Annotated in this window: 11 protein-coding genes; 7 read left to right on the top strand and 4 right to left on the bottom strand. The window is 64.5% G+C overall.

The genetic code is table 11. From position 1 onward, the window contains the following. Nucleotides 1-11 precede the first annotated feature (11 nt). Together FXV83_RS10150 and FXV83_RS10145 are read left to right on the top strand one after the other, a co-directional pair. Nucleotides 12-662 (top strand): DUF2865 domain-containing protein, encoded by a 651-nt coding sequence (locus FXV83_RS10150; protein ID WP_148739033.1) that lies wholly within the window; start codon nt 12-14, stop codon nt 660-662. A 367-nt stretch (nt 663-1,029) separates the two neighbouring features. Continuing rightward, complete coding sequence (locus FXV83_RS10145) at nt 1,030-1,185, top strand: Thivi_2564 family membrane protein (protein WP_011084288.1); 156 nt, start codon at nt 1,030-1,032, stop codon at nt 1,183-1,185. A gap of 82 nt (nt 1,186-1,267) precedes the next feature. Here FXV83_RS10145 and FXV83_RS10140 read toward each other — a convergent pair whose 3' ends face one another. From FXV83_RS10140 to cysD, 4 genes are all read right to left on the bottom strand, one after another. Continuing rightward, nucleotides 1,268-1,468, bottom strand: coding sequence for a CsbD family protein (locus FXV83_RS10140; RefSeq protein WP_187435802.1), 201 nt, complete (start codon nt 1,466-1,468; stop codon nt 1,268-1,270). Between the two features lie 95 nt (nt 1,469-1,563). Further along, nucleotides 1,564-3,729, bottom strand: a complete 2,166-nt coding sequence (locus FXV83_RS10135) for a malate synthase G (RefSeq protein WP_148739031.1) — start codon at nt 3,727-3,729, stop codon at nt 1,564-1,566. Between the two features lie 382 nt (nt 3,730-4,111). Then, nucleotides 4,112-6,028 (bottom strand): adenylyl-sulfate kinase, encoded by a 1,917-nt coding sequence (gene cysC, locus FXV83_RS10125; RefSeq protein WP_148739030.1) that lies wholly within the window; start codon nt 6,026-6,028, stop codon nt 4,112-4,114. Between the two features lie 19 nt (nt 6,029-6,047). Then, nucleotides 6,048-6,842, bottom strand: a complete 795-nt coding sequence (gene cysD / locus FXV83_RS10120; RefSeq protein WP_148739029.1) for a sulfate adenylyltransferase subunit CysD — start codon at nt 6,840-6,842, stop codon at nt 6,048-6,050. A 245-nt stretch (nt 6,843-7,087) separates the two neighbouring features. Here cysD and cysG point away from each other — a divergent pair, with 245 nt between their 5' ends. From cysG to FXV83_RS10095, 5 genes are read left to right on the top strand one after another with little or no spacing between them, the layout of a single operon-like run. Continuing rightward, nucleotides 7,088-8,524 (top strand): siroheme synthase CysG, encoded by a 1,437-nt coding sequence (cysG, locus tag FXV83_RS10115; protein WP_148739028.1) that lies wholly within the window; start codon nt 7,088-7,090, stop codon nt 8,522-8,524. Continuing rightward, the gene (locus FXV83_RS10110) at nt 8,521-8,838 is read left to right on the top strand and encodes a DUF2849 domain-containing protein (protein ID WP_148739027.1); all 318 of its coding nucleotides are present in this window, start codon (nt 8,521-8,523) and stop codon (nt 8,836-8,838) included. Before cysG ends, FXV83_RS10110 begins: the two co-directional genes overlap by 4 nt. 11 nt (nt 8,839-8,849) lie before the next feature. After that, nucleotides 8,850-10,505 carry a nitrite/sulfite reductase gene (locus FXV83_RS10105; protein WP_148739026.1) on the top strand — a complete coding sequence of 552 codons (1,656 nt, stop codon included), beginning with the start codon at nt 8,850-8,852 and terminating at the stop codon, nt 10,503-10,505. After that, nucleotides 10,492-11,007 (top strand): DUF934 domain-containing protein, encoded by a 516-nt coding sequence (locus FXV83_RS10100; RefSeq protein ID WP_148739025.1) that lies wholly within the window; start codon nt 10,492-10,494, stop codon nt 11,005-11,007. Before FXV83_RS10105 ends, FXV83_RS10100 begins: the two co-directional genes overlap by 14 nt. Beyond that, nucleotides 11,004-11,729: a phosphoadenylyl-sulfate reductase gene (locus FXV83_RS10095; protein WP_148739024.1), complete on the top strand. Its 726-nt coding sequence runs from the start codon at nt 11,004-11,006 to the stop codon at nt 11,727-11,729. The genes FXV83_RS10100 and FXV83_RS10095 overlap by 4 nt, the downstream gene beginning before the upstream one ends. Nucleotides 11,730-11,799: the final 70 nt, after the last annotated feature.

Genomic DNA, 11,799 nt, shown 5'->3' with positions numbered 1-11,799 from the left:
AATGAGGCCACATGGGTAAATGTTCGATCGGCAAGCTGGCTAGCGGCGCGGCGGCATTGTTCACCGTCGCCTCTCTCGGACTCGTGCTGGCGCCGTCGGCGCAGGCGGAGGATTTTTTCTCGGCGCTGTTCGGCGCGTTCGGAGCGCGGCCTCCACAGATCCGGATGCCGTTTCCGGGCGACGACATGCCGGGCTACGACTCCCCGCGACAGCGGGCCGCCTATGGCGGCGGCGCCGCCTATTGCGTGCGCGGTTGCGATGGCCGCTACTTCCCGGCGCAAGGCGCGGATGCCGAGAGCAAGGCGCAATCCTGCAAGAGCTTCTGTCCGACCGCCGAAACCTCGCTGGTGTATGGCAGCAATATCGACGACGCCACGACCGAGGGCGGAAAATCCTATTCCGAACTTCCGAATGCGTTCCGCTATCGTAGTGAGATCGTCGCGGGCTGCACCTGCAACGGCAAGAGCGCAGCCGGGCTCGCACAGGTCAAGGTCGAAGACGATCCCACCTTGCGCAAGGGCGACATCGTCGCAGGCGCCGACGGACTGGTGGTCGCCAACCGCAACGCAAATGACCGGCACGGTGTCGCAATGAACTTCTCGCCGCTGCCGGAGTCAGTCCGCGCTAAATTCCGCCAGGTGCCGGTGGTGGCGAAGGAGTAGGGCGCGCTTCCTGCTCCTGCATCGTCGTCCTGGCGAGAGCCAGGCGAGAGCCAGGACCCAGCTCGCCGAGCGAAACGATCAACGAGGCTTCGCCCGCGGTGTTGCGGAGCAGCCAGGCGTTCTGCTTGATCGACAGCAGCTGGTCGATCTCACCGTTCTGGTGGTTGACGGTGGCGGCCAGGATGTTCGAGAGCTTGTCGAGCGTATCGAGCAGGCATCTGAAACGAAAAGGGTAAAGTTTTAGGTGGGCGGCCTATCGTAGAAGTGCGTAACTACTATAAGTTGCAATGGGTTGCCTGTACGGAACCAGCGCGGGCGACAGGCGTTAGGACACCGTTAGCAATTTGCCTGAAGGGGGGCTTCTGCGATGCTGGTCGGTGTACTCGTCACCTTTCTCGTCGTCATTCTCGTGCTCTATCTCATCAACATGCTGCCGATGGACGGCCGTGCCAAGCAGATCGCGCGCGTCGTCGTCATCATCATCGGCGTCGTGTCGCTGCTGAAATACCTGACGGTGTTTTAGCGCGGGCAGGGTCTTTCCCTCGCACCGTTGCTGTCGCAACGAAAAAGCCCCGGCTTGCGCTGGGGCTTTGTTTGCGGCTGCTTCAATGCAGCGACTTGAGCCAATCGTCGACATCCTGACGCACCTGGTCCTTGGCCTTGCCGTAGCGTTGCTGGAGCCGGCCCTCCAGTTGCTCGCGGCGGCCCTCGATCAATTTGAGATCATCGTCAGTGAGCTTGCCCCATTTCTCCTTGGCGGATCCCTTGAACTGCTTCCAGTTTCCTTCGATGCGATTCCAGTCCATGACCATCTCCCATTGGTTGATGGCCCGACAACGCAAGCGGCGCGCGGCCGTTCCGCCGCGCGCCGCGACGTTTCGCCCGCTCGATGCAATCCTCGTCAGCCTCCTGCCTTCGCTTCGCGGCGGCGCGCAGTGAGGATGTATTCGGTGTAGCCGTTCGGCTGCTCGCGCCCCTTGAAGATCAGGTCGCAGGCCGCCTTGAACGCGACACCGTCGAAGGAGGGCGCCATCGGCTGATAGAGTGCATCGCCGGCGTTCTGCTTGTCGACGACGACGGCCATGCGCTTGAGGGATTCCATCACCTGCGCTTCGGTGATGACGCCCTGGTGCAGCCAATTGGCGAGGTGCTGGCTGGAGATGCGCAAGGTCGCGCGGTCCTCCATCAGGCCGACGTCGTGGATGTCGGGCACCTTGGAGCAGCCGACGCCCTGATCGATCCAGCGCACGACGTAACCCAGGATGCCCTGGCAGTTGTTGTCGATCTCCTGCTTGACGTCGTCGGGCGCCCAGTTCGACTTCGACACCGGAATGGTGAGGATGTCTGAAAGCTTCGCGCGAGGCCCGCCCTTGGTGAGCTCCTGCTGGCGCGCGATCACATTGACCTGGTGGTAGTGCAGCGCGTGCAGCGTCGCCGCGGTCGGCGAGGGCACCCAGGCGGTGGTGGCGCCCGCCTGGGGATGGGCGAGCTTCTGGGCCAGCATGTCCGCCATCTTGTCCGGCGCCGCCCACATGCCCTTGCCGATCTGGGCGTGGCCGGGCAGGCCGTCGATCAGGCCCATGTCGACATTCCAGTCCTCATAGGCCTTGATCCAGGCCTGCGCCTTCATCTCGTTCTTGCGGATCATCGGACCCGCCTCCATCGAGGTGTGGATCTCGTCGCCGGTGCGGTCGAGGAAGCCTGTGTTGATGAACATGATGCGCTTAGAGGCGCGCTGGATGCAGGCCTTGAGATTGACGGTGGTGCGCCGCTCCTCGTCCATGATGCCGACCTTCATCGTGTTCTCGGGAAGGCCCAGCATCTTCTCGACGCGGTCGAATATCTCGCAGGTCAGCGACACCTCGTCCGGGCCGTGCATCTTCGGCTTGACGATATAGGCCGAGCCGGTGCGGCTGTTCTTGACCTTGGAGTTGCCCTTCAGGTCATGAATCGCAAGCAGGCCGGAGACGGCGGCATCGAGCAGGCCTTCCGGAATCTCCTCTCCGTTCTCGTCCAGCACCGCGTCAGTGAACATGTGATGGCCGACATTGCGCATCAGCAGCAGGCTGCGGCCATGCAGCGTCACCTCGCCCTTGCCGTCTGGCGTCTTGTAGGAGCGGTCGGTGTTGAGCGAACGCGTCAGCGTCTTGCCGCCCTTCTCGAAATCGGCCGAGAGCGTGCCGTTCATCAGGCCGAGCGTGTTGCGGTAGACCAGCACCTTGTCCTCGGCATCGACCGCGGCAACCGAGTCTTCCATGTCGAGGATGGTGGAGACCGCGGACTCCATGATCATGTCGGCGACGCCGGCCGGATCGTCCTTGCCGATCATGTTGTTGCGGTCGATCTTGACCTCGACGTGCAGGCCGTTGTTGACCAGTAGCACTGCGGAAGGTGCGGCCACATAGCCCTGGAAGCCGGCAAACTGCGCCGCGTTCTTCAGCGCGGTGGCGTTGCCGCTCTTCAGCTTCACCGCGAGCTGGCCGGCGACCACGCTATAGGCGGTGACGTCGGTGTGGCTGCCGGTCGCGAGCGGCACGGCGGCATCGAGGAACGCCTTGGCCTTGGCGATCACCTTGTCGCCGCGCGCCTTGTTGTAGCCCTTGCCAGTGTCGGCGGCATCGTGCGGAATCGCATCGGTGCCGTAGAAGGCATCGTACAGCGAGCCCCAGCGTGCATTTGCCGCGTTCAGCGCATAGCGCGCATTGGTCAGGGGCACGACGAGTTGCGGGCCGCAGATCTTGCCGATCTCCTCGTCAATGTTTGCCGTTTCGACCTTCTGGGTCGCCGGCTCGGGCAGGAGATAGCCGATCTCCTTCAGGAAGGCGGTGTAGGCGTTGATGTCGAACGGCTTGCCCTTGTTGGCGCGATGCCAGTCGTCGATCTTGGCTTGCAGCGTGTCGCGGACCGCCAGCAGCGCGCGGTTCTTCGGCCCCAGCTCCTTGACGATGGCGGCCAGCCCGGCCCAGAACGCGTCGGGTGCGATGCCGGTATTCGGGGCCGCTTCCTTGGCGATGAAATCGAACAGGACGGGGGCGATCTTCAGTCCGTGGGCGTCGACGCGTTCCATGATGGGCTTTCTTGTTGGAAATGGCTGTTTTTGGCTGCTTTTGACCCGACAGCAGCAAAATGCGCCCGCAAAGGACGGCTTTCGGGGCTCTATTAGCCTCAAAATCGAGGCCGTGAGAAGGCCCCCGAGGTCTGTCAAAATGTCAAGGCGAGGTGGCGTCCGGTCGGACCGCGTCTTCGCGTCCGATGCGAAAATAACAGGCACGCCCTCTCACCGGCGTCGTCCTGGCGAAAGCCAGGACCCATTACCCCAGGAAGGAGTTTGGCGAAGACTCGCCGTCCGGTATTGCCACCGTGTCTTACGGTTAGATCCCGCGGTAAGGGTCCTGGCCTTCGCCAGGACGACACCGGTGGTGTGGCGCAACAATGCGCTCTTCAAACATTCAAATATTCGCGGCCAGATCCACGACCTCGTCGAACAGCACGCCGGTGCTCTTCAGCATCTGCTCGATGGCATCGGTCGCATCTGCGACCGAACGCGTGGCGGTGTCGATCACGAGCTCGGCCGCCTCGGGCTTCTCGTAATCGTTGCCGATGCCGGTGAAGGACGCGAGCGCTCCCGCGCGGGCCTTCTTGTAGTGGCCCTTGGGGTCGCGCTCCTCGCACACCTCGGCCGGTGTCGCGACGTGGATCTCGCGGAACGCGGTATCGGCGATACGGCGTGCGGTGGCGCGGTCCTCGCGTGCGGGCGAGACCGCGGCGACGATCGCGATATGGCCGTTGCGGGCAAGATGCGTAGCGACTTCGGCGAGACGGCGGATGTTCTCGCTGCGGTCGGCGGCTGAGAAACCGAGATCGCTGTTGAGGCCGGCCCGCACCGTGTCGCCGTCGAGCAGGATCGGAGAGCCGCCGTTGGTGAAGAGCCGCCGCTCCAGCGCCTTCGCCAGCGTCGACTTGCCGGACGCCGGCAGGCCGGTGAGCCAGACCACCGCGCCGTTGTGGCGATAGCGTGCGGAGCGCTCATCCAGCCGCAGCGCGGACTCCACCGGCACGATGTCGACCGGCTCGGCGCGCTGGCCGGCATCGACCGACAGCACCAGGCCGCCGCCGGCGATGCGTCCGGAGACCTCGATCACGAGGCGCCCGGTGCGCGGATTCTCGGTGTAGGGATCGGTCGCGATCGGATGGGACAGCGAGATATCGATCTCGCCGACATGGTTGCGCCCGATCGCCTTGTTCTCGACGCTCGAAAGCTCGCCGGGATCGACCGCCTTCTCGATCGCGACCACGGTGGCGCGGCTTTCCTTCGGGCCGCAGCGCACCAGCAGCTGGTCGCCCTTGGCGAGCGGCTTGTCGTGCAGCCAGAAGATGCGTGCGCGTAGCCGCCGCGTCTCGCGCGGGGCGGCGCTTGCATGCGCGATGATGTCGCCGCGCTCGACGAACAGCTCGCGGTCGAGCGTGATGCCGACCGAGCGGCCGGCGCCCTGACGTCCGGCGACCGGCGTCACCGGCCAGCTCTCGACCGACTTGATCCTGGCGATCTTGCCGGCCGGCATGATCACGATCTCATCGCCGGCAACCAGGCTGCCGGATTCGATGCGCCCGGCGACGATGCGGCGATCGTCGAACTTGTAGATCGCCTGCACCGGCAAACGCAGCGCCAGCGCCTCGAGCGGTCGCGCTGGCTCCAGCCGGTCCAGCGCCTCCACCACCGTCGGTCCCCTGTACCAGGAGATGCGGTCGGTGCGCTCGGCGACGCCGTCGCCGTCGCGCGCGGAGATCGGAATCACAGCGGTCGGCGTCACGCCGAGGCCTTGCAGATGCGCCGAGATCTCGTCGCTGATGGCCTTGAAACGTTCGGCGGCGAAGTCGACGCGGTCCATCTTGTTGACGACGATCGCGACCTGCTTCACGCCCAGCAGATGCAGGAGATAACCGTGCCGGCGAGTCTGGTCGCGTACGCCTTCGAGCGCGTCGATGATCAGCACCGCGCCGTCGGCCTGCGAGGCGCCGGTGATCATGTTGCGCAGGAATTCGGCGTGGCCGGGCGCGTCAATCAGCACGATGTCGCGCGAATTGGTCCGGAAGCGGATCTGCGTGGTGTCGATGGTGATGCCCTGGTCGCGCTCGGTCTGCAGCGCATCGAGCAGGAACGACCATTCGAACGGCATGCCGCGCCGCGCGCTGACGGCTTTGAGCATTTCGAGCTTGCCGTCGGGCAGGCTGCCGGTCTCATGCAAAAGCCGGCCGACCAGTGTCGACTTGCCGTGGTCGACGTGGCCGACGATGACGATGCGGACCTGCGGCCGCGTCGTGCCGTTCGGGGTGGCGGGCGAGGCAGACGTGACGATCATGTTCATAGCCGCGATGCGTCCTTGATCAGAGATAGCCGGCGACGCGCAGACGCTCGAAAGCATCCTCGGTCTCGTGGTCGAGCGCACGCCCCGCGCGCTCCGGCACCTTGGTCTGTTCGAGCTCGATCAGGATCTCGTCGATGGTCGATGCGGTCGAATTCACCGGATTGGTGATGTCCTGGTCGCCCAGCGAGCGATAGCGCTTGCCGTTCTGCGAGAGATAAAGCGGGATGATCGGGATGTTCTCGCGCTTGGTGTAGGCCCAGATGTCGGCCTCGGTCCAATGCAGGATCGGATGGATGCGCAGATGCGCGCCCTGCGGCGGCGAGGCGTTGAAATGATCCCAGAACTCCGGCGGCTGGTCGCGCACGTCCCAATTGCCTTCGAGCCCGCGCGGCGAGAACACGCGCTCCTTGGCCCGCGTCGCCTCCTCGTCACGGCGAATGCCGGCGATCAGGCCGTCAAAGCCGGATTTGGCCAGCGCCATCTTCAGCCCTTCGGTCTTGCGCGCGGCAGAACGGGCCGCAGGCGGCAGCGTCGGGTCGACGGCATCGATCGGCGGGCAGGGCTCGACGCGCAGGTCGAGCTCCCACTCCTTGCCGTAGTGATCGCGGAAGCGATACATCTCCGGAAACTTCTTGCCGGTGTCGACATGAAGGGCCGGGAACGGCAAGCGGCCGAAGAACGCCTTGCGCGCCAGCCAGATCATGACATTGGAGTCCTTGCCGAGCGACCACAGCAGGGCGATCTTCTTCAACCGGGCAAAGGCCTCGCGGAAGATATAGATGCTCTGCGCCTCGAGCTGGTCGAGATGGTCCATGCTAGGGGCAAGTTCAGCAGAAAATTCTTGAGCACGTGCGCGCTCGGTGAACGCGGGGCTGCTCAGTCGATCAGCCGCGGAATCGTCCTTGAGAAGATGCATCTCTGCCACTTTGCGTTTGGAGGCGAAAATTCTATAGTTGCAGCGCGGGAGAGAAGAAAAAAATTTCTCTTTGCGCGCTCGAAACGAGACATATATAGAAAATAATTCCAGTCAACCCCGGATGTGGGGGAAGCGAGTATCGCATGCGGTTCTTGCCGGTGTTTCTCGATCTCAAGGCCGGTCCGGTGGTCCTCATCGGCGCGGGTGAGCTTTTGCGCGCCAAGCTGCGCGTGCTCGCTGCTGCCGGCGCGCGCATTCGCGTGCATGCGATCGACGGCAATCATGATCTGAGTCTCAGCTCCGCGGACGCGACGCGCATCGAAGTCGTGTCCGGCGATCCGCTCACCGCCGATCTCTCAGGCGTCATCGCCATCGTTTGCGCGGGCGCGGGCGATGTCGGCGTGGCGATGTCGGCCCGCGCCAAGGCTCTGGGCCTGCCCGTCAACGTCATGGACGACCTCGAGCACTCCAGCTTCATCTTCCCGGCCATTGTCGATCGCGGCGAGGTCGTGGTCGCGGTCGGCACCGGCGGAACGTCGCCGGTGGTGGCGCGGCGCGTGCGTGAGAAGATCGAGGCGCTGCTGCCGGCGCGCATCGGCGAACTCGCCGAGTTCATCGGCGCCTTCCGCAAATCCATCAACGAGCGCATCGCCGAGTTTCCGTTGCGCCGGCGCTTCTGGGAGCGCGTGATCGACGGTCCGATCGGCGCCGCCGTGCTTGCCGGCCGCAAGGGCGAGGCGGAAGCCGCGCTTGGGAAGATTTCAGATCCGTCCGCCTTCGCGCGCGCGGAGAAGCCGGAAGGCTCCGTCGCGCTGGTCGGTGCCGGTCCCGGCGATCCCGATCTATTGACCATCAAGGCGCTGCGCGCGCTCCAGGATGCCGATATCGTCTTTCATGACGAGCTGGTTTCGCCTGAGATTCTCGACCGCATCCGCCGCGACACCGCGCGCATTCCGGTCGGCCGCCGCGTCGGCAGGCCCGGCATCGGCCAGGACGCCATCAACAAGCGCATGATCGAGGCTGCACAGGCGGGCCAGCGCGTGGTTCGGCTGAAGGGCGGCGATCCCTTCGTGTTCGGCCGTGGCGGCGAAGAGATCGAAGCCCTGCGTGCGGCCGGTGTCGCCTATTCGATCGTTCCCGGCATCACCGCTGGACTCGGTGGTGCCGCCGATTTCGAAGTGCCGCTGACCTACCGTCATGAGGCGACCCGCATTACCTTCCTCACCGCGCACAAGGCGCGCGATGCGGAAGCCGTGGACTGGTCGACGCTGACCGACACCAAAATGACCGTCGTGGTCTACATGGGCATGACCGCTGCGCCCGCCATACGCGAGGGCCTGTTCGCGGCGGGCCGCTCGCCGGAAACGCCGGTCGGCGTGTTCGCCCGCGTCACGCGTCCCGATGCTCAAGGCGCCATCGGCACGCTCCGCGACCTGCCCGAGCTCGTGCGGCGGATCAACGGTGGTCCCGCCATTCTCATCATCGGCGACGTGGTCCGGCATGCCGGCTCCCTGCGCCGCGAAACTTCCGAGAAAACCCCAAAGCAAATCATCTCTGACCTCCTGGATGCAGCCGAATGACCTCTCCGCTTGAACAGAAGAAAATCAAAATCGCCGGCCCCTCGGTCGTGACCGCCAACCGTACTTGGGACGGCATCGTGGTCTACCGCACCGCCGCCAATGGCTGGTCCGCAGAGCTGTCGGAAGCCGCGATCGTGCGCAACTCAGACGAGGCGAAAGCGTTGCTCGCCGAGTCCGTCGCCGATGACGTCGGCGCGATCGGTCCCTATATCGCGCCGGTGCGGATCGGCGAGGACGGCAAGGTCCAGCCCGGCAATCTGCGCGAACAGATCCGCCGCACCGGTGTGACGATCGGGTCGCCGGTCCAGGTTTAAGGCACTCTCTGATGTATGCTTACGACGAAATCGACCGCACGCTCGTCAACGAGCGCGTCTCGGAATTCCGCGACCAGGTGAAGCGCCGCCTCTCGGGCGAGCTCACCGAGGACGAATTCAAGATCCTGCGCCTGCAGAACGGCGTCTATCTGCAATTGCACGCCTACATGTTCCGCGTCGCCATCCCCTACGGCACGCTGGCGTCGAACCAGTTGCGGGCGCTCGCTCATGTCGCGCGCAAATACGATCGCGGCTACGGCCATTTCACCACGCGGCAGAACATCCAGTTCAACTGGATCAAGCTCGCCGAGCTGCCGGATGCGCTGGCTGATCTCGCCGAAGTCGGCATCCATGCGATGCAGACCTCCGGCAACAACATGCGCAACGTCACCTCGGACCAGTGGACCGGCGTCGCACCCGGCGAGATCGAGGATCCCCGCATCTGGTCGGAGCTGATCCGCCAGCACACTACGCTGCATCCGGAATTCTCATTCCTGCCGCGCAAGTTCAAGATCGCGATCACCGCGTCGGATCACGATCGTGCCGCGATCAAGATCCACGATATCGGGCTGAAGCTGATCAAGAACGAAAAGGGCGAGACCGGCTTCGAGGTGCTGGTCGGCGGCGGCCTCGGCCGCACGCCGTTCATCGGCAAGACCATCAAGCACTTCGTGCACGGCCGCGATATCCTCAGCTACATCGAGGCCATCCTGCGCGTCTACAACCAGTACGGCCGCCGCGACAACATCTACAAGGCGCGCATCAAGATCCTGGTGCACGAGCTCGGCATCGAGAAGTTCTCGCGCGAGGTCGAGGATGAGTGGCAGCACATTCGCAATTCCTCGCTTCAGATCGACGACGAGGTGATCGAGGACATCCGCTCGCGCTTCACTTATCCGGCTTACGAAAAGCTGCCGCATATGCCGGACGAGCTGCGCCAGGCCGCGGCCGATCCCGGCTTCGAAGCGTGGCGCAAGAACTCCGTCGCTCCGCACAAGGTGCAGGGCTATTCCATCGTCACGGTCTCCCTGAAGCCGATCGGCGCGCCTCCGGGCGATGCCACCGCCGAGCAGATGGACGCACTGGCTGATCTCGCCGACAAATATTCCTTCGGCGAGATCCGTGTCGGCCACGAGCAGAATCTGGCGCTGCCGCACGTCGCCAAGCGCGACCTGCCGGCGCTGTGGAAGGCGCTCAACAGGCTCGGCCTGGCGACACCGAACGTCAACCTGATCACCGACATCATCGCCTGCCCCGGACTCGACTATTGCTCGCTGGCGAACGCGCGCTCGATCCCGATCGCGCAGGAGCTGACGCGGCGCTTTTCCAATCACGAGCTCGCCAACCTGATCGGCCGGCTGCACATCAACATCTCCGGCTGCATCAATGCCTGCGGCCATCACCATGTCGGTCATATCGGCATTCTCGGCGTCGAGAAGAACGGCGAGGAGGTCTACCAGATCACCATCGGCGGTCGCGCCGACGAGAGTGCTGCGCTCGGCAATCTGATCGGCCCCGGCGTCAAGTTCGACGAGGTCGCCGACGTCATCGAAGACGTTGTGGAAGCCTATCTCGCGCTGCGTGAGCGGCCCGAAGAGCTGTTCATCGATACGGTGAAGCGCCTCGGCGTCGAACCCTTCAAGGAGCGTGTCTATGCCACTCGTTAACGGCGGAAAGATCGCCGACGACAGTTTCGTCAAGCTCGCCGTCGACACGCCGCTGCCCGAGGGCGGCGACATCCTGGTGCCGGCCGAGCGCTTCCTAGGCGATGCGGACGCGTTGCTCAAGCGCGGCGGCAAGGTCGGCGTGATCTGGCCGAACAACCGCGATATCGCCGAGCTGGTGCCCTATCTCGGCAGGATCGCCGCCGTCGCGCTGGTGTTCCCGACGTTCCGCGACGGGCGCGCCTACAGCCAGGCCCGGCTGCTGCGCGAGCGTTATGACTATCGCGGCGAGTTGCGTGCCACCGGCCAAGTGCTGCGCGACCAGTTCGTATTCATGCTGCGCGCCGGCTTCGATTGCTTCGAGGTCAAGAAGCAGGCGGACGCGGAGGCCTTCATGCAGACCGCAAAGCGCTACTCGGTATTCTACCAGCCGACCGGTGATGGCCGGATCACCGCGCTGCACCGGCGCATGCAGCTGCGTCACTCGGAAGGTGTCGGCACGTGAACGCAGTCGCATCTCAGGTATCGTCAGTCTCCGGACTGCCCTCGGCGGAGGAGCAGGATCGCGCGCTGCGCGATGCGTCGCCCTCGGAGGTCATCGCCGCAGCCCTGAAGGCGGTTGGCCGCGAGAAGCTCGCGCTGGTGTCCTCATTCGGCACGGAATCGGCGACGCTGCTCAAGGTGATGGCGGATGTCGATCCGGCGATTCCCGTGGTCTTTCTCGATACCGGCTGGCTGTTCGAGGAGACGCTGGCCTATCGCGACACGCTGATCGCAACGTTGGGCCTGAAAGATGTCCGCTCGATCAAGCCGCTCGAGGAGACGCTATCGCGCGAGGATCCCGACCGCGACTTGTGGTTCTCCGATCCGGACGCCTGCTGCCGCATTCGCAAGGTGGAACCTCTGGCGCGTGCGCTCAAGCCGTTTTCGGCCTGGCTCAATGGCCGCAAGCGTTTTCAAGGCAATGCCCGCGCCGATATTCCGGTGGTCGAGGACGACGGCGCGCGGTTGAAGTTCAATCCGTTCGCCAATGTCTCGCGCGAGGAGATCGAGGCGATCTTCGTCCGCGCCAAATTGCCGCGGCATCCTTTGGCTGCGTCCGGATTTCTGTCCGTTGGATGCATGCCGTGCACCAGCCGGACGGCCGCGGGCGAGGACGAACGTGCCGGCCGGTGGCGCGGCCGCGCCAAGACAGAATGCGGCATTCACACGATGAAGATTTCGTAGCACAGCTAGGCTGCCACGCTACGAACAAGGAAATCCGGTTCCGTTGACTTGAACGTGTTTGGCCCCGAGT

Origin of the sequence: Bradyrhizobium hipponense (genome assembly GCF_008123965.1) — a bacterium.
Classification (GTDB): domain Bacteria; phylum Pseudomonadota; class Alphaproteobacteria; order Rhizobiales; family Xanthobacteraceae; genus Bradyrhizobium; species Bradyrhizobium hipponense.
Note: the sequence above shows the minus strand (reverse complement) of the source record. Positions and strands in the feature narration are given on the sequence as shown.